We start from the raw sequence: 18,745 nt of genomic DNA on the forward strand, positions 1-18,745 counted from the left end.
GATGGTGACGCCGGTGGCGGTGCCGCCGGAGGGCACCGAATCCGAATACCTGGTCGGCGGGGTTCCGCTGGCCAGCTTGGTGCGTGACTTTCACGGGCCGATGGTGAAATTCGCTCGCACCATGGTGGATTCGGCGACGGTCGCCGAAGAAGCCGTGCAAGAGGCGTGGGTACAGGTGCTGCAGTCGTCGGATTCGTTTCAGGGGCGCTCGTCGGTGAGCACCTGGCTGTTCGGCATCGTCAAACACACCGCCTCCCGGCACCGGCGCCGGGAATCGCGGATCCGCCACCACGAGGTGCTGGCCGCCGACGCCGAAGGCGACGGCCCGCTGTCGGGTCGCATGCACCCCGTCGGTCACCCCGACGCAGGCCACTGGAGCCTCCCGCCGACGCGTCGCTTTCTCCCCGAAGACCAAACCGTCGAAAGCGAACTGCTCGGCTACGTGCGGTCGGCGCTGGACGCGTTGCCCGAACGTCAACGGCAGCTGGTCATCCTGCGAGACATCGTCGGAACATCGGCCGACGAGGCGGCCGAGCTTCTCGAACTGTCCGCCGAGGCGCAGCGGGCACTGCTCTACCGCGCCCGGGGAAACCTCAGAACAGAATTGGAAAAGTGGTATCAACGATGACCGTTCATGACAACGCAGTCCCCGCCATCGATTGCGTCGACTTCGTCCGCCTCGTCGACGATCTCGTCGACTCCGACCCGCAGCAGTGGGGACCGATCGTGGCCAAGCACCTCGACGAATGCCCGCCGTGTCTGGTCTATCTGCAACAGATGCTCGACCTCAAGATCCTGCTCAGCCACGTCTTCGACGGTGAGCAGCTCAGCGAGGACGACGTTGCCGGTGTCATCAACGTGATCAACACCATGAGGAAGGGCGAACCACGATGACGATCAATGCTGAAGCGCCGCAGCTTCGAAGCGATGCTGTGGTTGCGGACAACGTGACCGTGTTGCCCTCTTGCGTCAGGGCCGGCGCCGTGCCCGAGGATCCGTTCGAACCACTGTCGGTGGGCGCCATGGTGGATCGGGTAGCGGCCATGGCAGTGGAAAAGGCCGCGCATCCGTGGGCATTCCTGATGCGGTCCCTGGTAGGCGGTGTGATGGTGGCCTTCGGGGCGCTGCTGGCCCTGGTGGTGAGCACCGGGGTCAAAACACCCGGTGTGGCAAGCCTTTTGATGGGCTTGGCCTTCGGCATGTCCTTCGTCTTGATCCTGGTGTCGGGCATGTCTTTGATCACCGCGGACATGGCCGCGGGCTTTCTCGCCGTGCTCAAGCGCACGCTGAGCCTGCGCGGCTATGCCGCGTTGGTTACCGTCGGACTCATCGGCAACATCGTCGGCGCGCTGGTGTTCGTCACGGTGTGCGCCGCGGCGGGCGGGCCTTACCTCGGCGCGTTCGCCGAGCGAGCGGCCGCCGTCGGCACGCTGAAGGCCGGCCAGCCCTTCTGGACGGCACTGCTGCTGGCCGTGGTGTGCACGTGGTTCCTGCAGACCTCGATGTGCATGTTCTTCAAGGCTCGCAGCGACGTAGCACGGATGGCGTTCGCGTTCTACGGGCCGTTCGCGTTCGTCATCGGCGGCACCCAGCACGTGATCGCCAATGTCGGATTTCTGGGGCTTCCCTTGCTGCTCAACCTCTTCCACCCGGTGGCGCCGCGCGGCGCGATCGGCTGGGGCTTCGGCCAGCACGGGCTGCTCACCAACATCGGCATCACCTCCGTGGGAAACCTTGTCGGTGGCACGGTATTCGTGGCGTTGCCGTTCTGGATCATCGCGCAACTGCAGCGGCGCAAGGTCTAGGCGGGGGGCTCACGCAGTATTCCGGTCGTCCAGGCGCACAGCGCCGCGACGTCGCGTCCGGCCCGGCCGACGGTCCGGTCGGGGCGCACGACAGCGGCGTTGGCGCGTCCCCGACGCAACCACGTCGCCAGGGCATCGTCGGGTTGGGGGATCAGGACGACGACACCGCGGCGCCGCAGGGCTGCTTCGTCGGTGGCCGTCGGGCGAACCGTCGTGATCAGTGCGAAGCCAGTGCCGAGCACATTATCGAGGCGTTGACCATCACGCAGCGTGGGATTCGGGCAGAGCCTCCCGCCGAGCCGGCGCGGCAGTCGCGAATTGCGCACGAGCGCAGACGAATGCAGTGCCGGCGTGGTGGAGTCGACGATCCTGCGGCGCAGACCGGGGAGGAAGCGCAGCCGCGGCAGCACCAACCTACGTGCCGCATCGCCCGCGCGGCCGCCGCCGGTCATGGCCCGTCCGACACCCAGCGCCAGCCGGATCATCTGCCGGGTATGCGGCGCGCGTTCCTGTTCGTAGCTGTCCAGTACACCCTTCGCCATGGCCCCGCGATGGACCGCGGCGATCTTCCACGCCAAGTTGGCTGCGTCCCGAATCCCTGCCCCCATGCCCTGGCCGATGAACGGGGGAGTCAGGTGTGCCGCGTCGCCGAGAATGAACACGCTGCCGCGTCGCCATCGGTCGGCGATCTGAGCGCGGAAGGTGTACTCGGCGACGCGCAGCAGGGTCAGCTCGCTGTCGGCGACCGTTCCCACCCAGGGCCCGATCAACGGTCGCAGTGCGGCCAACGTGCCGAAGTCCTCGGCGGTTTCGCCGGCCAACAGCTGGAATTCCCATCGGTAGCGGGCTTCTCCGATGCGCATGTAGGTTCCGGCACGCACCGGGTGGCATACCTGGTGGACGCCGTCCCACTGGCTCAGGGCGGCATCGGTGGCGACGTCGACGACCAGCCAGCGTTGCTGAAAGTTCAAGTCCCGCATCGCGGAACCGATGTGGGCGCGCACTATGCTGTTGGCGCCGTCGCATCCCAGGACATAATCAGCGTCTACGTGGTGGACGTGGCCGTCGGAACGGTCGGTGAACGTGACGCGGGCGCTCTCGGCGCCGTTGGTGATTTCGGTGACCTCGGCGTTCCCGCGCAATTGTGCGGTGGGGTAGCGCTTGAGGTTGGAGCGCAGCAGCGTCTCCAGCTCCGGCTGGTCAAACATGTTGGCCTGCGGAAAGCCGTTCGCGTCGCGCGTCTGGCCTCGGTCGAACTGGGCGAGGACCCCGAAATCGGCGCCCAGCAATCGCAAACCCAGCGTGGGCCTGGAGATCGACGCGAACTCGTCGGCGATGCCCATGCGGGCGATGATGCGGTAGATCTCGTCGTCGAGGTGCACGGCGCGTGGCTGGCGGTACACGGCGGACCAGCGGTCGAGCACCAAGCAATCCACGTCGTATTGCGCCAGCAGGGTGGCGGCGGTGATGCCGGTCGGTCCGGCGCCGACTACGACAACCGAACGACGTGGAATGCCCTCGCTATTCACGAGAATCGCACTGTGGCGCGCTGTGTTCCGAGATCGATGGCGCCGTCGTCGGTGCCGATCGACGCCTCGACGATGTCGCCGTCTTGCAGGTAGTTCGTGTTGTCGGCCTGGCGCGAGAAGAAGACCTTCCATTTCAGGGTGGGGGGCAACAGGTTTCCGATGACCTGCAGCGGCTTCGGCGGAGCGCTCAAGGCGGTGCCGGCCGGGGTTCCGGTGAGCACCAAATCGCCGGGCGCGAGTTCCTGGAATTGGGTGAGTGACTGCAGCGCCTGCAGCGGACGATAGAGCATGTCGCGATCGACGAGCGCGTTCTGGCGCTCGTCGCCGTTGACGCTCAACCGCAGTCGCAGATCGCCGAACCGCTTGAGTTCGTCCGCGTTGAGCAGCACCAGCTCCGGGCCGACCGGGGTGAACGTCGGATAGGACTTGGCCTCGTAGAACTGGGTTTGGGGAAGCTGGACGTCGCGCGCCGAGACGTCGTTGGTGACGACCAGCCCGGCGATGAGGTCGCCGAGGTTCGCTTCGGAAATACTGGTGCCGACCGGGATCGTGCTCCCGATGACCAGCCCGATCTCCACCTCGTAGTCGAGGAGTTTGACGTGTGGCGGTTTGACGATGTCGTCGAATGGGCCGTTGATCGATGCCGACGCCTTGCGGAAGAACGTCAGTGGCACCGACGACGCGTCCATGCCGGCGTCTTTGACGTGCGATTCGAAGTTGGTCATCTGGGCTATCACCCGGCAAGGCCTTGTCACCGGCGAGACGAATCGCAAACCGTCCAGTTCCACGGTGTCGGTATTGTCGGCGGCCGCTTCAACGGCGGCCCGATCGGCCAGCAGTTCCGCGGTGCTGGTGGCGGCGGTGTCGATCTTCGCGGCGCCCCGCGCGGTTTTGAGCCACCAGGCGTCGGCGGTGTGCAGGACGGAAACAGTCATGAGGTAGGCACTTTCAGTAGTCCCGCTAGGCGGCCGATATCGAATTCGTTATGTCCGCGCAGGGCGGTAGCGATCGAAAAGAGTTCATGGCGGGCGGATTTAAGGTCGGTTCCGAGGAAGTCCCTGCTCGCCGGTGGTCCCCATTGGGCCAATCCGGATGCGGTGAACGGCGCCCATCCCGGTTCGAGCGTGTTGTCGAACAGGTCGCCGTCGGCGAAGTGCTCGAACAAGTACCCGTCGGGATCGCGCCAGTAGTCGAAAATCTGGCTGCCCTGAATGTGTCTGCCGATTCCCCAGGAGCGGAAATAGCCACGCTCGCGCAGGTATTCGCCGCCGGCGGCCAGGGCGTCGAGGTCACTGACCTGATACGCCGAGTGGACGTAGCGGTTGGCCGGACCCAGTGCGAGCGCTAGCGTGTGGTGGTCGGTCGGGGTCAGGCCGCGATCGCAGCGGATGAAACTCATCGCCGGTCCTCGGTCGCGCTGGCCGGGAAAGTACAAGAAATCGCTGACGATCATCCCCAGGTTGTCCAGGTACCAGTTCAGCGTTTTGACGTACTTCGTCGACTGCATGACCAGATGTCCCAGCCGCTGCACACGCGCGGGCGCGCGCCGAGGACGCTGGGTTTCGTTGATGCGCCGCGGGTCGGCTCCGAAATTGAGCGGAAGCGGTTGCTGCGCCGGAAGTTCCGGTAATTCGGTCATGCCGGCGACAACGCGTACCGGCATGCGACTGGGGTCGACCAGTTCGACCGAGAGGCCGCCGAGGCCATCGGGCAGCGGGCGCGTCGGCGCGCCGTGCGCACCGGCCAACCTCAGCACGTCCGCCTCGTCGCACGCCCGGAACGCCGCACCGGCGAATCGTCGCCTCGGCCCGCGGCGCAGGATAACGCACGGTCCGCCGGGCAGGGTGCCGCGCAACCGCACTTCATCCGGACCTTTGCGGGCCGTCTGAAATCCGAAGGCCCGCGCGAACGCCTCGGCGCGCGTCAGGTCCGGTCGCTCAAACTCCAGCCAGGCGAGATCGACGACCTTGATCACCGGATTGCGTGATCGGCCGGTGTGCTCGCCGGGTAGCGCGCCGTGCGGACTGTGTCCGTCCCGCTGGGCGCCCTTAGTCATGTCCATGGCCATCTCCGTCACTAACTGACGAAATCGTCACATACGAGTCAACGTTCAGTCAAGCTTTCTGACGGAATCCTCATAACTGATGCATACTGCTGAAGATGAGCGCGATGCCCGATAGTCAGACGCCCAACCGCTTGGAGCGGCGCAAACGGCGCACCCGAGCTGCTCTGATTGGCGCCGCACAGCGGCTGATCGCCGAGGGCAAGGTCAACGTGCCCGTCCTGGAGATCACCCAAGCGGCCGACGTCGGGATGGGTTCTTTCTACAACCACTTCGACAGCAAGGAGCAGCTGTTCGACGCGGCCGTCGCCGACGTACTCGACGCGTATGGGGCGATGCTGGACAGGCTCACCGAATCCATCGAGGACCCGGCGGAGACGTTCGCCACCAGCTTCCGGCTCACCGGCCGGCTGTTCCGGCGCCGCCCGCGGGAGAGCCAGATTCTGCTCGCGAACGGGCTGGCGCTGTTGTCGTCGCCCAACGGCCTGGCACCGCGCGCATTGCGCGACATCAAGGCCGGTGTCGAGGCCGGCAGGTTCACGGTGGAAGACCCCGAACTTGCCCTCGCCATGGCCGGGGGCGCCCTGCTGGGGCTGGGCAACCTATTGCGGGATCACCCGGACCGCGACGACGCGCATGCCGCCGACACGGTCACCGAGAGCGTTCTGCGGTTGTTTGGGCTCAGCGCCGCCGAGGCGGGCGCGATATGCCGCCGTCCGTTGCCCGACAGCGCCTTTGACTAGGCGGGGCAGCGTTACACCCTTTCGGCGTGCTGCCGAGCGGGGCGAAACGCGGCCAGCAGCGCTCCGGCGGCGAAGATCGCCGCGGTCAGCCACGGAAATCGCCCGTCGGGGGCAAAGCCCTCGGCGGCGATCAGCGACAGGGCATAAGCCGCCATCGCGGCGCCGGCCAGCATCGCGGGTTCCGCCCAGCGCTTCGTGAGCGGTGCGCCGAGCAGGGGCAGGGGGGCAGCGAAAAGTCTTCGCGCCCAAAACAGCAGCGCTATTTCCACCGCGGTCACGACGCCGAGGACGGCCACCCATTCCAGCCGGGCCAGCCACCACTCCGCGCTCCCTTCGGGCGGCTGCGGCAAGAGCCCGGCCGGGTAGCCGACGATCGCCACGATCACGACGGGAATCATGTGCCACAAGTAAAGAGCCATGATGTTGTTGTTGGCGATGGACAGTGCGCGCTCGACGCGCACGGCGCGCAGCGCACGGTTGAGCGCGGGGGCCACTGCTATGGCGATTCCGGCTTGCGCACAGCCGAACGCCAACAGGGCCACGGTCGGTGGCGTCGTGTTGTCGATGGTCTGTCCGGGAACTCCGATCATGCTGACCGGATAAATGTTCAGCCAAACCAGCACCGCCAGCGCTACCGCATAAACGCCGGCCAGCAGCCAAGGCCTGTGGCCGCCCAATGACCGCCCGTGCCAAGCGATTCCGAGCTGATACAGAGTGCCCCAACCCAACAGATAATTCACCCAGTTGAGGTAGGGCACGTGCCCGGCGAGCCGGGCGGCATCCACCACCGCGACCGCCAGCGCCAGGACAACCGGCACCAGCAGCCCCCAACGGCGTTGTGCGACAACAGCAATCGGCGTCATCGACACGACCACCAGATACACCGCCAGGAACCACAGGTGCATCGCGACCGCCCAGCCTGCGTACTCGAGGATCGAGCCGGCCACACCGCAGGCAGCCAGGACCACCACGGCCACCGACACCAGCCCGGCGTAGACCGCCGTTGGCCCAAGCACCCGGGCCACCCGACGCTGCACCCAGGTTCGACGCGAAACCCCGCCGGTGTCGTGGTGATGGGTCCAGGACACGGCCGCGGCGTAGCCGGCAACCAGGAAGAACGCCGGGACGGCCTGGAAGGGCCAGGTCAGCCATTGGGTCCAGGGCAGGTCGACGAGCGGGTTCTGCCGGCCGAACTGTCCGTCGCGATAGGTTACCGATCCGGCCAGCCAGTGGCCCAGCACGATCAGCACCACACCCGATACCCGGTAGTAGTCGACCGCCAGATTGCGTTGCGGGTTGTTTGCGCGGTCCATCAGTTCGGGGGAAGCTCGACGCGGTACACAGCGCCACGCTACCGTTCAGCACTCAGCGGGGTCTCGCTCAACCGTAGGACAGGAGACATCCCCATGAAACAGGCACAACTCGGCGAGCTACAGGTCGGTCGCCTCGGGCTGGGTGCGATGGGGATGTCGGTGGCCTATGCCGGTGCTGGCAGTGACGATGCGGAATCGATCCGCACCGTTCATCGCGCCATCGACGTGGGTGTCACGCTGATCGACACCGCCGAGGTGTACGGCCCGTACGTCAACGAGGAACTTCTGGCCCGTGCGTTGCAGGGCCGACGCGATCAAGTGGTCCTGGCAACAAAATTCGGCCTGATCTCGCACACGGGCCGCGAGGGTCTCGACAGCAGCCCCGCCAACATCCGGATCGCCGTGGACGGTTCGCTGCGACGGTTGGCGACCGATCACATCGACCTGTACTACCAACACCGACTCGACCGCCAGACCCCGATCGAAGACACGATCGGCGCGCTGGCCGAGCTGGTCGCCGCCGGGAAAATTCGGCACGTCGGTCTGTCCGAAGTCGGCGTGGACACCATTCGTCGCGCCCACGCCGTACACCCCATCACGGCGGTCCAATCCGAGTACTCGCTGTGGACGCGCGATCAAGAAGACGAAATCCTGCCGCTGCTACGCGAATTGGGCATCGGATTCGTCGCCTACTCGCCCTTGGGCCGTGGCTTCCTCACCGGGGCCATCCGCTCCGCACAGGAGTTGCCCGACACCGACTACCGCAAGACGAACCCGCGGTTCTTCGAGGGCAACTTCGAGCACAACCTGCGGTGCGCGGACGAGGTCCGCGACATCAGCTCGGACGTCGGTGCCACGCCGGCTCAGGTCGCCTTGGCCTGGCTGCTGGCGAAAGGTCCTGACATCGTGCCCATTCCGGGAACCAAACGCGTCACCCGCCTGGAAGAAAACGTCGGTGCGGACGCGGTAGAACTGACGGCCCATCAGCTCGCCAGGCTCGACAGCCTCACCCCTCCCGTGGGAGGGCATCACGCCGAGGCGCAAATGGCCTGGATCGACCGCTAGCGGCTGGTGCGGGTACGCGCTAGTCGACGCTGGCCAAAGCCGCTGTGCCATATTTCTTTTCGATCAGCGACCACGGGTCGGCGTAGGGACCGCGCCCCTCGAGCCGGCGCTGAACGAAAAAAATGGCGCGCAGCGCCGGCCGTAACAGTGGCGCAAGCAGCCGCACCACGATGCGCACGCGGCCCTGCGATTCGGCGATCCACTCCAGCGTCTGATTCCAGTCGTGCTCTTGAAAGTCCAGCAGCGCCTGCGCTTCGGTCGTGTCGTACCAGCCGGTGAAACTCCAGCCGCGGTCGTCGGCCGGGTCGCCGGGCAGGCCCGCCGACGGGCCGAGCCGGCCCAGCCCGGCGGCGCTCATCAGGTCGTCCTGCAGGTTGTGCTGCAGCAGCACGTACGTTTCGTTGCCGCCGATGAGCACGACCTTGCCGGAAATCGATGCCGCGCGATCGACGCCGTTGGCGAACGCCAGCGCCGCGTCGCGCGCGTCCACCGCGTGTATGCGATTGTCGCTGGGCATCGAACGCATCAGGACGAGGTAGTCGCCGTTGATACTGGCCTGCGTGTCCGGCGAGATGACCCCCGCGAGGCGAAAAAGCGCATAGGGCAAGCCACTACCCCGGATCGCCGCCTCGGCGAGCACCTTGTCCTGACCGTATTGATCGATGGGGTTCACCGGGGTGTCCGGCGTGATCCGCTCGGGCTGACGGTAGGGGTTGCGCGATCCGTACACCGCGGCGCTGGAGGCGATAAGAAATAGCGGCGGGTGGGGGAGCGCCGAGCAGGCCGTCAAGAGGTTCTCGGTGCCACCGACGTTGACGCGCCGGGCCAGTCCGGGGTTGCGGTACGACGGCGGGGACACGATGGCGGCCAGGTGGACGATGGCCCCGGGCTGATGGGCGGCGATGAGCTCGCTCACCGCCTCGGCATCCAACAGATCGGCGTACGCCGGAATCAACGTCCCCGGGTGCCCACCGCCGGCGAGTTGCCTTTCGACGGCGACGGTGTTGTCGTTGCGCAGATCCATCGCGACGACGGTTCGTCCCCGTTCCAGCAGTATCTGCGTGCAGCGCTTACCGACCTGTCCGAATGCGCCAGTGACCAATACGGTGTCGACGGTCATGGCCGCCTCACTGCTCCATCAGCCGGCCGGCGATCTTGCCGATCGCGGTGCGGATTCGGGCAGAGACATAGATCGAGAAGAACGGCGTCACGATGTCCTCGCGGAGCCGAGTTAGTTTGGAGCTCTTGATAAACCACTGGCCGGCGACGCTCTGGTAGGTCTCGTGGTAGTGGCCATAGCCGACCAGGGTGACGCCGGGCCCGAATCGGACAACGTCTTGCAGAGCCCATATCCCGCGCGCGGTCGTCGACGAGGTGATCTCGATTTCGGGGGTGTGGACCTGGTGGGCGGTGGGTTGCGTCGGGCGGCCAAGGGCGCGACGGGTGAAGGCCACGAAGCCGTCGGCGCCGGAGATCACCTTGCCACCGGCTTCGGACGTGTCGCTGACGAAGTCGTCGGTGAAGAGGGCCCGCCAGGCCGCCCAGTCCTTGGTGTCCAGGTAGCGGCAGTAGCGGGCCTTGAGTTGCTTGATCGATTCGATCGCCGGCAGCATGTCGTCGATCAGGCCTTCCGGCGTCATTGCGGCTCGATTCTTTCGGTACGCGTCCTCGCGTGACGTTTCACTGGCGAAGTGTAAACCCGTCACCCTTTGAAGTAGACGATCTGATGTGTGGTGGCCAGCAGCCCGCCGTCGCGCGCCCACTCTTTGGCGCTCTGGTCGAAATAGCCGCGGGAGAAGCGGTTGGCGTGGGCGGTGGCCAGCACGAAGTCGCTCGCGACGGCGTCGAGTTGGGACTGATCCGCGTGAAAATAGGTGGTCAACGAGATGGTGCCGGACGGGAGGAAGCCGCCGCGACGCAGGAACACCCGCGGATAGAAGATGTCACACAGCGCCGCGAGGGCCGGATAGTCGACCGGGCGCCCCGCGCCGTCACGGACCCACAGCGTGGAGGTCGACGACGCGCTGGGCTCCGCGCCTTTCGGCGGCATCGCACCTTCGACGTAGCGCATGTCGTAGAGGCTGGTCCATCGGACGAGGCCCGGATCGACCGCAGGCACCTGTTCGGGGCCCGGCGCGCTGGGCGGGTGGCCCTCGGTGTCGGCCCAACTCTCGCGCCCGAGCGCGAAGATCGCGGTCGCCGTCGTCTTGACCACATCGTCCTGGCTGAGCTCGACGATCCAGTGCTGATTGGTGCGGTTGGTCCGCGCCGCCCGCACGGTGACGTCGAAATCACCCTCGGCGATGGGGGCCGCGTAGTTGACGGTCAGGGCCAGCGGGTCCCCGATGCGGTCGGGGTGTCCCTCGACGGCCCGCAGCATGACGGCGGCGGTGATCCCACCGAACGGGCCGACCATGTTGGCCCACTCCGGGTGGGTGCGGCCGCGGCAGACGCCCGCGCCGATCGCGTCGAGCTCGAGGGCTTCGTCGAAGGGATGTGCGCCGGTCATAGTGATCGACCGCAGATTACTGGCGGGCGGCCTCACTGCCGAACACGGGGTCGTGGCTCGTGGTCCGCAGCGACCTCCATCGGTTGATTCATTCTGACAACGCTCGTTCGCGCGGCGGTGAAGTTGGGCGGCTCTAAAGGCGCCGACCTATACACCCGCAAGGCGGTGCTGTACAGTCGCCCAGCACAAGGTCGACGCTCGAATGAGAGGCCAGCCGGTGACTGCCGAGTCGATCGAGGAATTTCGGAGCCGGGCCAGGGCCTGGCTGGCCGCAACCATGCCGCGACTCGACCCGGCCAAGGCGGCGCTGCTGGAGCGCGATGAGCTGCCGTCGTGGCAGCGGGCTCGAGAATTGCAAAAGCTGCTGTGGCAAGGCGGATTCGCCGGGATCTGTTTTCCGCGCGAATATGGCGGGCTCGGCCTGAGCTACGAATACAAGAAGGCGTTCGACATCGAGTCGCAGGCGTATGAGACTCCGCTGCTGCTCAACGTCCCATCGTTCGCCATCTGCTGCGCAACCATTCTCGACATGGGCAGCGAACAGCAGAAGCGCGCGCACATTGCTGCCGCGCTGCGCGGCGACGAGGTGCTGGTGCAGCTGCTGTCCGAGCCCAACGGGGGATCGGACCTGGCGGGCGTCATCACGCGCGCCGAGCGCAGGGGCGGACGGTGGATCATCAACGGCGCCAAGACCTGGAGCACGTGGGCGTTCGCCGCCGACTACGGTCTGTGCCTGGCCCGCACCAACTGGGACGTCCCCAAACACGACGGGCTGACCATGTTTCTGGTGCCGCTGCACCATCCCGGCGTCACCATCAACCGGATCAAGCAGGTCAACGGCTCCATCGAATTCTGCGAAGAATTCTTCGACGACGTCGATGTGGGCGACGACGCCGTGATCGGTGAACCGGGCAAAGGATGGGACGTCGCATCCCGGCAGCTGTACCACGAGCGGCGCACGATGGGCGACGGCTCGGAATATACCAGCGGCCCGGGAATCGCTGAGGCCCATGATGTTTCGGTGGATCTGATGTCGCTGCTCGAAAAGACGAACCAGGCTGGGAACCAACGGCTTCAGCAGATGGTAGGCCGGGCGCTGGTGCACCGGGCGGTGCATGGCCAACTCAGCGAGCACGTCTTCCACGCCGTGGCCGGCGGGTCCCTCCCGCCCGCCGCGGGATCGATCATCCGCCTCGATATGGCCGAGGTGCACGACGTCGAGACCGATACCGCGCTGGCGGTTGCGGGTTCGGCGGCCGTGGTGGACGACGGGGGCGGGTTGGTCGACATCGGGACGCGCTATCTGGGCCGTCAGACCGCCAGCATCGGTGGCGGCACCACCGAGATGGCGCGCAATGTGATCGGCGAGCGGGTGCTGAACTTCCCGCGCGAGCGCGCCGACGACCGGGGCGTGCCGTTCAATCAGGTGCGGCGCGGCAAAAGTTAAGGAGGCGAGCGGAATTGAGCGGTCAGCTTCGTGACATCCGAGAGTTGATGGGAGACTCCGACGCCTATCGGGACGAATTGTACCGGCGTTGGACGGGCCTGCTGAGCTACCGCTACATCGGTCGCAGACACTCGGCGATGAACCTGGGGGAGACCGACGACACCGTCACCATCCGCCGTGACATGCGCAACGAAGCGGGCGGGATCATGGTGGCGCCGTTGGCGATTTCCTCACCGGAGGGCTGTCAGACCGACATGGTCGCCGTGCCCAATCCGGTCATCGCTTCGGTGCAGATCGTCGATCCGGGCTACGACGTCAACAGGATCGAGATCGTCGGTTCGGGCATCGTGCACCAGGGCCGCACGATGGGCTACGGGCGGTGCACCATCGTCGACGCCGACCACCCGAGCCGGGTCATCGCCTTCAACGAGGGTCAGGGCGCGATCATCGGCATCCCGCCGGAAGGCCTGGACCGCATGGATGTTTCGGGCACCGAGCTGGTGATCGAGGACTCTCCCGATCTGCCCCCGCTGTGGCAGGCGTTCGGCGCCAGCCGGCGGGGCGACGGTCACTGGATACTGCCCGAGTTGAGCACCGAACTCGCGTCGCCGGATGCCGCGCTACACATCGGACCCCAGCACGTCGTCCTCGAGACCGCGGCGATCGACCTCGCCGCCGAAGTCGCCGGGACCAAAAAGCTGCAGGTCGTCAGCTGGCATGTCATGTTCATGTCGCGGGGCAAGGTGGGGCCGTTCCGGGTCGAGGGCTCCGCGCATCCGGGCAGCACCGGACGCGTCGGCGTGCGCATGCTGCTGCACGACGAGGGCAACGCCGACAAGGCGGTCACCTCCGCCGCGGCCGTCTTCGACATCGTCGGCTGAGCACGGTTCCCAACCCGCCTGCGGGCATAGTTGCCAACGGCCGGGCGGTTGGCGATAACGTTTCCACCGCGGGGGCGATGCGAAGGAGCGTGACGGTCATGCAGGTATCTATGTTCGGGCAACTCAGCGGATCGGGCAGCCAATCGCCGATCGACGCGACGATCGCCAACCTCACGACGCTTCGCGATGAAGGCTTCACGCGAGTGTGGATGAGCCAATTGCCCTACGAGCCAGACCTTCTCATGATCCTGGCCATCGCTTTGCGCGAGGTCGACACGGTCGAGGTGGCCAGCGGTGTGGTGCCCATCCAAAATCAGCATCCGATGCAGATGGCGCAACGTGCCCTCACGCTGAGCCTCGCCTCCGGTGGCCGGTTCACGCTCGGGCTCGGTATGACCCACCAGGCCGTCACCGAGGGGATGTGGGGCATCCCGTGGGACAAGCCGGTGCGCAGGCTGAACGAATACCTCGACGGGCTTTTGCCCCTGCTGGCCGGTGAACGTGCCGACGCGACCGGGCAGACGGTGACCACTCGCGGCGCGCTGATGATCTCGGGCGCGCCGCGGCCCGACGTCTACATCGCGGCGCTGGGTCCGCAGATGCTCAAGCTCGCCGGGCGGCGCACGTCGGGCACCTGCACCTGGATGACCGGACCCAAAACGCTGGCCGACCACGTCGGGCCGACGCTGCGCCAGGCCGCCGCCGACGCCGGCCGCGAGGACGGGGTGCGCGTCGCCGCGTCGCTGCCCGTCAGCGTCACCGATGACGTCGACGCCGCCCGCAAGCAAGCGGCCGAACAGTTCGCCATCTACGGCCAGCTGCCGTCGTACCGCGCGATGCTCGACCGCGAGGGCTACGCGGGGCCGCAGGATGCCGCCATCATCGGCGACGAGGACACTGTCCGCGGTCGGCTCGACGAACTGCGCGCCGCGGGCGTCGACGAGTACGTCGCCGCGGCATTCGACCCGTCGCCGGAGGGCCGGGCACGCACGAGGGCGCTGCTGCGCGCGTACGACTCCTGACCACATCGCGCCGACCGGTCATTTGGCTATGGCCATACATAGCCAACGGTACGTATGGTGCATAGACGAACCCACCCGAGGAGGAGAAGCGCAGTGGCAGAACGGTTGGCGGGGAAGGTCGCCCTCATCAGCGGGGGCGCAAGGGGGATGGGTGCATCGCACGTGCGGTCGCTGGTCGCCGAGGGAGCAAAGGTGGTCTTCGGTGACATTCTCGACGACGAGGGCAAGGCGGTGGCGGCGGAGGTCGGTGACTCGGTCCGGTACCTACACCTGGACGTGACCAAGCCCGAGGATTGGGATGCGGCAGTGGCGACCGCGCTGGCGGAGTTCGGCCGCATCGACGTGCTGGTCAACAACGCGGGCATCATCAATATCGGCACTTTGGAGGATTACGCGCTGTCGGAGTGGCAGCGAATCCTCGACATCAATTTGACCGGTGTATTTCTCGGTATCCGCGCCGTGGTCAAACCGATGAAGGAAGCGGGCCGGGGGTCGATCATCAACATTTCGTCGATCGAGGGCATGGCCGGCACGATCGCCTGCCACGGCTACACCGCAACCAAATTCGCCGTGCGCGGACTGACCAAGTCGGCCGCGCTCGAACTGGGCCCGAGCGGAATCCGGGTCAACTCAATCCATCCCGGCCTGATCAAGACGCCGATGACCGACTGGGTTCCCGAGGACATCTTCCAGACCGCGCTGGGCCGCGTGGCCCAACCGGTCGAGGTATCCAACCTCGTGGTCTACCTGGCCAGCGACGAGTCCAGCTACTCCACCGGCTCGGAGTTCGTCGTCGACGGCGGCACCACGGCCGGCCTAGGACACAAGGACTTCTCCAACGTCGAGACCGACGCGCAGCCGGACTGGGTTACGTAGCGGCGCTTACCGATTCGGGTTGCTTGTCCGGCTGGGGCCAGGGCGACGGAACCGGGCGCTGGCGAACCCGTTGCGGCCACCAGAACCACTTGCCCAGCAGCGCGGCGATGGACGGTGTCATCAGCGACCGCACGATCAAGGTGTCGAACAGCAGACCCAATCCGATTGTGGTGCCGACCTGACCGATGACCGTCAGCTCGCTGACCGCCATCGTCATCATCGTGAAGGCGAATACCAGCCCCGCCGACGTCACCACCGAACCGGTGCCGCCCATCGAACGGATGATGCCGGTGTTCAGGCCGGCGTGGATCTCTTCTTTGAACCGCGCCACCAGCAGCAGGTTGTAGTCGGCGCCCACGGCCAGCAGGATGATGACCGACATCGCCAGCACCATCCAGTGCAGCTCGATGCCGATCAGGTGTTGCCAGATCAGGACCGAGAGCCCGAAGGACGCGCCCAGCGAAAGCAAAACCGTCCCCACGATCACCGCCGATGCCACCACGCCTCGCGTGATGATCAGCATGATGATGAAAATCAGGCACAGCGAAGAGATCCCGGCGATCAACAGGTCATAGGTGTTGCCGTCGCTGAGGTCTTTGTAGATCGACGCGGTACCCGCCAGATAGATCTTCGAGCCCTCCAGCGGCGTGCCCTTCAATGCTTCGTAGGCGGCCTTCTTGATCAGCGGAATGTGCGAAATGCCTTCCTGAGACATCGGATCGCCGTCATGGCTGATGATGAACCGCACGGCGTGCCCGTCGGGGGAGATGAAGTTCTTCATGCCCTTCTTGAACTCGGCATTGTTGAACGTCTCCGGCGGCAGGTAGAACGAGTCGTCGTTCTTTGAGGCGTCGAACGCCTTGCCCATGGCGTTGGAGTTCTTCTGCGCCTCGTTCTGCTGGTCCTGCAGACCCTTCTGGGTCGAATACATGGTCAGCATCGTGGTTTTCATCGCCTTCATGTTTTCGATCATGGACGGCATCAGCGCCACCATCTGGGGCATCAGCGTGTCTAGGTGATCCATGATCGGCAACAGGCTCTCGATGTCGTCGGTCATCGTGTCGATGCCGTCCAGTCCGTCGAAGACCGAGCGAAGCGACCAGCACACCGGAATGTCGTAGCAGTGCTTCTCCCAGTACAGGTAGCTGCGGATCGGACGGAAGAAGTCCTCGAAATCGGCCATGTGGTCGCGCAATTCGTTGATGTCGATCGTCATGTCGTGCATCTTCTTGACCATCTGATGCATGTCATTGGTCATTTGCGCCGTGATGCTCTGCATCTTCTGCATGCTGTCGATGGTCGTCTGCATCATGTCGGCCTGGTGCAGCATGTCGGCCATCTGGTCTTCTTGGTACTTCTGATTCATCTGCTGGGTGACGCCCTGCATGCTGATCTGGAACGGGATCGAGGTGTGCTCGATCGGGGTCCCCTGCGGGCGGGTGATGGCTTGCACGCGACCGATTCCCGGCACCCGGAAGACGGTCTTGGCGATTTTGTCGATGACCAGGAAGTCCGCCGAGTTCCGCAGGTCGTGATCGCTTTCGATCATCAATACTTCCGGATTCATTCGCGCTTGCGAGAAGTGCCGGTCGGCGGCCGCGTAACCCTCGTTTGCGGGCAGATCGGCGGGCAGGTAATTGCGGTCGTTGTAGTTGGTGCGGTAGCCCGGCAGGGTCAGCAAGCCCACCAGCGCGATCCCGATCGTCATGACCAGGATCGGACCGGGCCAGCGAACGACCAGGGCGCCGATCTTGCGCCACCCGCGAATCCGTTGGGTGCGTTTGGGTTCGAGGGTCTTGCCGAACCGCGTGGCCACCGCGATGACGGCGGCACCGAGCGTCAACGCCGCTGCGACCACCACCACCATGCCGATGGCCAGCGGAATACCCAGCGTCTGGAAATACGGCAGGTTGGTGAAGTGCAGGCAGAAGGTCGCGCCGGCGATGGTCATGCCGGACCCGAGCACCACGTGGGCGGTGCCCTTGTACATGGTGTAATACGCCTCTTCGCGGGTCTCGCCGAGAGCGCGGGCTTCCTGATACCGGCCGATCAAGAAGATCGCGTAGTCGGTGGCGGCCGCGATTCCCAACGTGACCAACAGGTTCGTGGCGAAGGTCGAAAGCCCAATGAGCTTGAAGTAGCCGAGGAAAGCCACCATGCCGCGCGCGGCCGATAGTTCGAGCACCACCATCACCAGCGTCAGCAGCACGGTGATGACCGAGCGATACACCAACAGCAGCATGCCGATGATCACGGTGAATGTGGCCAATGTTATGAGCTGCAGGCTGCGGTCGCCGGCCTCGTTCTGGTCCGCCGACAACGCCGCGGGGCCGGTGACGTAGGCCTTGACGCCCTTGGGTGGCTGCACGCTCTTGACAATGTTCTGGACGGATTCCACCGACTCGTTGGCCAGCGCCTCGCCCTGGTTGCCGGCGAGGTAGACCTGGACGTAGGCGGCCTTGCCGTCGTTGCTCTGCGCGCCGGCCCCGGTCAGTGGATCGCTCCACATATCCTGAACGTGCTCAACGTGTTTGGTGTCGGCGTCGAGCTTCTTGACCATCTGGTCGTAGTAGGCGTGCGAGTCGGCGCCGAGCGGATTCTGACCCTCGAGGACGATCATCACCGAGCTGTTGGACTTGTACTCGTTGAAAATCGCACCCATGCGCTTGGTAGCGACCACCGATTGCGCGTCGTCGGGCGCCATCGACACCGAACGCATCTTGCCGACCTCGTCCAGCTGGGGGACGACGACGTTGAGCACCGCGATGATGGCGATCCAGCCCAGGATGATCGGTACGGCGAGCGTGCGGATGATGCGCGGGATCTTGTCGTGCACGGGTTCTTTGACGACGGGGATGGCGTCGGTGCGGGTGTCGTCGATCGTTGTGCTCATGCGGATTTCACCAAGCAGAAGGTCAGGGCGTGCACGCCTTGGGTCATGTTCTCGGCCTTGACTTCGTCGTCGATGGTGATGCGGCAGCCGAGGGAATTGCCGTCGCTCTGCGCCGAAAGATTCGGGAAGACCGACGGGGCGGTGGTGCTGAGAACCAACGTCCACGGCAGCGGCGCTCCGTCGATACGTCTCGGATCGGCCGACAAGTCCAGATAATTCACGTTGGCCTGGCTGGCCGAGCCAAAGACCTCGTACTTGACGACCTTGGGCTTGAATGGCTTCGAATCATCGAGCCGCGGGCTGCTCATGATTCCGGTGTCGTGGGCGCCGAAAAACGATTTGACCCTGACGACCGCGAAGCCGCCGACCACCACGACCGCCGCGATCAACAGCGGCAGCCAGGCGTTGCGCACAAGTCTCGATATCTGCACCTAGGTGGTCCCTTCCCCATCACGCGGTCGTGACGCGGATCAGCGTTTGCGCGACCGGAGGGCGTGGACGGGTGAGCGCCCACAAAGTCGCATTGCTCAACAGCGAAGTACGTCGATTGCTACGGTTCGCCCGCGCTGGGCCATCAAGCGCGGTGAATGCTGCCCACCC

18 protein-coding genes are annotated in these 18,745 nt (G+C 65.6%); 9 read left to right on the forward strand and 9 right to left on the reverse strand.

What is annotated here, in order from left to right:
- Window position 1: 1 nt before the first annotated feature.
- From AC5Y7E_RS17025 to AC5Y7E_RS17035, 3 genes are read left to right on the forward strand one after another with little or no spacing between them, the layout of a single operon-like run.
- Window positions 2-628 carry an RNA polymerase sigma factor gene (locus AC5Y7E_RS17025; RefSeq protein ID WP_499949930.1) on the forward strand — a complete coding sequence of 209 codons (627 nt, stop codon included), beginning with the start codon at window positions 2-4 and terminating at the stop codon, window positions 626-628.
- On the forward strand, window positions 625-894 hold the full coding sequence (locus AC5Y7E_RS17030) for a hypothetical protein (protein ID WP_499949931.1): 270 nt from the start codon (window positions 625-627) through the stop codon (window positions 892-894). The genes AC5Y7E_RS17025 and AC5Y7E_RS17030 overlap by 4 nt, the downstream gene beginning before the upstream one ends.
- Complete coding sequence (locus AC5Y7E_RS17035; RefSeq protein WP_499949932.1) at window positions 891-1,805, forward strand: formate/nitrite transporter family protein; 915 nt, start codon at window positions 891-893, stop codon at window positions 1,803-1,805. Before AC5Y7E_RS17030 ends, AC5Y7E_RS17035 begins: the two co-directional genes overlap by 4 nt.
- Here AC5Y7E_RS17035 and mhpA read toward each other — a convergent pair.
- From mhpA to AC5Y7E_RS17050, 3 genes are read right to left on the reverse strand one after another with little or no spacing between them, the layout of a single operon-like run.
- Entirely contained in the window at window positions 1,802-3,334 is a 1,533-nt protein-coding gene (mhpA, locus tag AC5Y7E_RS17040) for a bifunctional 3-(3-hydroxy-phenyl)propionate/3-hydroxycinnamic acid hydroxylase MhpA (protein WP_499949933.1), read from the reverse strand. The genes AC5Y7E_RS17035 and mhpA overlap by 4 nt on opposite strands.
- Window positions 3,331-4,269, reverse strand: a complete 939-nt coding sequence (locus AC5Y7E_RS17045) for a fumarylacetoacetate hydrolase family protein (protein ID WP_499949935.1) — start codon at window positions 4,267-4,269, stop codon at window positions 3,331-3,333. Before AC5Y7E_RS17045 ends, mhpA begins: the two co-directional genes overlap by 4 nt.
- Window positions 4,266-5,396 carry a VOC family protein gene (locus tag AC5Y7E_RS17050; protein ID WP_499949937.1) on the reverse strand — a complete coding sequence of 377 codons (1,131 nt, stop codon included), beginning with the start codon at window positions 5,394-5,396 and terminating at the stop codon, window positions 4,266-4,268. Before AC5Y7E_RS17050 ends, AC5Y7E_RS17045 begins: the two co-directional genes overlap by 4 nt.
- 98 nt (window positions 5,397-5,494) lie before the next feature.
- On the opposite strand from AC5Y7E_RS17050, the gene AC5Y7E_RS17055 reads away from it, so the two are divergent.
- Window positions 5,495-6,139 (forward strand): TetR/AcrR family transcriptional regulator, encoded by a 645-nt coding sequence (locus tag AC5Y7E_RS17055; RefSeq protein WP_499916228.1) that lies wholly within the window; start codon window positions 5,495-5,497, stop codon window positions 6,137-6,139.
- Window positions 6,140-6,150: 11 nt separating this feature from the next.
- Here the strand turns inward: AC5Y7E_RS17055 and AC5Y7E_RS17060 are convergent, their stop codons facing one another.
- Window positions 6,151-7,452 carry an acyltransferase family protein gene (locus AC5Y7E_RS17060; protein ID WP_499949938.1) on the reverse strand — a complete coding sequence of 434 codons (1,302 nt, stop codon included), beginning with the start codon at window positions 7,450-7,452 and terminating at the stop codon, window positions 6,151-6,153.
- A 93-nt stretch (window positions 7,453-7,545) separates the two neighbouring features.
- Between AC5Y7E_RS17060 and AC5Y7E_RS17065 the strand changes: the two genes are divergently transcribed.
- Window positions 7,546-8,517, forward strand: a complete 972-nt coding sequence (locus AC5Y7E_RS17065) for an aldo/keto reductase (protein ID WP_499949939.1) — start codon at window positions 7,546-7,548, stop codon at window positions 8,515-8,517.
- A 19-nt stretch (window positions 8,518-8,536) separates the two neighbouring features.
- Here AC5Y7E_RS17065 and AC5Y7E_RS17070 read toward each other — a convergent pair whose 3' ends face one another.
- The 3 genes from AC5Y7E_RS17070 to AC5Y7E_RS17080 all read right to left on the reverse strand — a co-directional run bounded on the left by AC5Y7E_RS17070 (window position 8,537) and on the right by AC5Y7E_RS17080 (window position 11,026).
- On the reverse strand, window positions 8,537-9,637 hold the full coding sequence (locus AC5Y7E_RS17070; protein ID WP_499949940.1) for an NAD-dependent epimerase/dehydratase family protein: 1,101 nt from the start codon (window positions 9,635-9,637) through the stop codon (window positions 8,537-8,539).
- Between the two features lie 7 nt (window positions 9,638-9,644).
- Window positions 9,645-10,157 (reverse strand): nuclear transport factor 2 family protein, encoded by a 513-nt coding sequence (locus AC5Y7E_RS17075; protein WP_499949941.1) that lies wholly within the window; start codon window positions 10,155-10,157, stop codon window positions 9,645-9,647.
- 62 nt (window positions 10,158-10,219) lie between these two features.
- Window positions 10,220-11,026 (reverse strand): acyl-CoA thioesterase, encoded by an 807-nt coding sequence (locus tag AC5Y7E_RS17080; RefSeq protein ID WP_499949942.1) that lies wholly within the window; start codon window positions 11,024-11,026, stop codon window positions 10,220-10,222.
- Window positions 11,027-11,243: 217 nt separating this feature from the next.
- Here AC5Y7E_RS17080 and AC5Y7E_RS17085 point away from each other — a divergent pair, with 217 nt between their 5' ends.
- The 4 genes from AC5Y7E_RS17085 (at window position 11,244) to AC5Y7E_RS17100 (ending at window position 15,252) form a co-directional block, all read left to right on the forward strand.
- Complete coding sequence (locus AC5Y7E_RS17085; RefSeq protein ID WP_499949943.1) at window positions 11,244-12,473, forward strand: acyl-CoA dehydrogenase family protein; 1,230 nt, start codon at window positions 11,244-11,246, stop codon at window positions 12,471-12,473.
- Window positions 12,474-12,487: 14 nt separating this feature from the next.
- The gene (locus AC5Y7E_RS17090) at window positions 12,488-13,354 is read left to right on the forward strand and encodes a hypothetical protein (protein WP_499949944.1); all 867 of its coding nucleotides are present in this window, start codon (window positions 12,488-12,490) and stop codon (window positions 13,352-13,354) included.
- Window positions 13,355-13,452: 98 nt separating this feature from the next.
- On the forward strand, window positions 13,453-14,376 hold the full coding sequence (locus AC5Y7E_RS17095) for a TIGR03564 family F420-dependent LLM class oxidoreductase (protein WP_499949945.1): 924 nt from the start codon (window positions 13,453-13,455) through the stop codon (window positions 14,374-14,376).
- A gap of 93 nt (window positions 14,377-14,469) precedes the next feature.
- Window positions 14,470-15,252 (forward strand): SDR family oxidoreductase, encoded by a 783-nt coding sequence (locus AC5Y7E_RS17100; RefSeq protein ID WP_499916243.1) that lies wholly within the window; start codon window positions 14,470-14,472, stop codon window positions 15,250-15,252.
- On the opposite strand, the gene AC5Y7E_RS17105 is transcribed toward AC5Y7E_RS17100, so the two are convergent.
- Both AC5Y7E_RS17105 and AC5Y7E_RS17110 read right to left on the reverse strand, forming a co-directional pair.
- Window positions 15,245-18,145, reverse strand: coding sequence for an MMPL/RND family transporter (locus AC5Y7E_RS17105; RefSeq protein ID WP_499916245.1), 2,901 nt, complete (start codon window positions 18,143-18,145; stop codon window positions 15,245-15,247). The two genes, AC5Y7E_RS17100 and AC5Y7E_RS17105, sit on opposite strands and share 8 nt — an antisense overlap.
- Window positions 18,142-18,576 (reverse strand): MmpS family transport accessory protein, encoded by a 435-nt coding sequence (locus tag AC5Y7E_RS17110; RefSeq protein ID WP_499916247.1) that lies wholly within the window; start codon window positions 18,574-18,576, stop codon window positions 18,142-18,144. The genes AC5Y7E_RS17105 and AC5Y7E_RS17110 overlap by 4 nt, the downstream gene beginning before the upstream one ends.
- Window positions 18,577-18,745: the final 169 nt, after the last annotated feature.

The organism is Mycobacterium sp. NGS17, from assembly GCF_059813205.1.

Bases quoted from the DNA above. Each gene is read 5' to 3' on its own strand.
- AC5Y7E_RS17025 (WP_499949930.1), top strand. From the start codon at position 2: ATGGTGACGCCGGTGGCGGTGCCGCCGGAGGGCACCGAATCCGAATAC.
- AC5Y7E_RS17030 (WP_499949931.1), top strand. From the start codon at position 625: ATGACCGTTCATGACAACGCAGTCCCCGCCATCGATTGCGTCGACTTC.
- AC5Y7E_RS17035 (WP_499949932.1), top strand. From the start codon at position 891: ATGACGATCAATGCTGAAGCGCCGCAGCTTCGAAGCGATGCTGTGGTT.
- AC5Y7E_RS17045 (WP_499949935.1), bottom strand. From the start codon at position 4,269: ATGACTGTTTCCGTCCTGCACACCGCCGACGCCTGGTGGCTCAAAACC.
- AC5Y7E_RS17050 (WP_499949937.1), bottom strand. From the start codon at position 5,396: ATGGACATGACTAAGGGCGCCCAGCGGGACGGACACAGTCCGCACGGC.
- AC5Y7E_RS17055 (WP_499916228.1), top strand. From the start codon at position 5,495: ATGAGCGCGATGCCCGATAGTCAGACGCCCAACCGCTTGGAGCGGCGC.
- AC5Y7E_RS17060 (WP_499949938.1), bottom strand. From the start codon at position 7,452: ATGGACCGCGCAAACAACCCGCAACGCAATCTGGCGGTCGACTACTAC.
- AC5Y7E_RS17065 (WP_499949939.1), top strand. From the start codon at position 7,546: ATGAAACAGGCACAACTCGGCGAGCTACAGGTCGGTCGCCTCGGGCTG.
- AC5Y7E_RS17070 (WP_499949940.1), bottom strand. From the start codon at position 9,637: ATGACCGTCGACACCGTATTGGTCACTGGCGCATTCGGACAGGTCGGT.
- AC5Y7E_RS17075 (WP_499949941.1), bottom strand. From the start codon at position 10,157: ATGACGCCGGAAGGCCTGATCGACGACATGCTGCCGGCGATCGAATCG.
- AC5Y7E_RS17080 (WP_499949942.1), bottom strand. From the start codon at position 11,026: ATGACCGGCGCACATCCCTTCGACGAAGCCCTCGAGCTCGACGCGATC.
- AC5Y7E_RS17095 (WP_499949945.1), top strand. From the start codon at position 13,453: ATGCAGGTATCTATGTTCGGGCAACTCAGCGGATCGGGCAGCCAATCG.
- AC5Y7E_RS17105 (WP_499916245.1), bottom strand. From the start codon at position 18,145: ATGAGCACAACGATCGACGACACCCGCACCGACGCCATCCCCGTCGTC.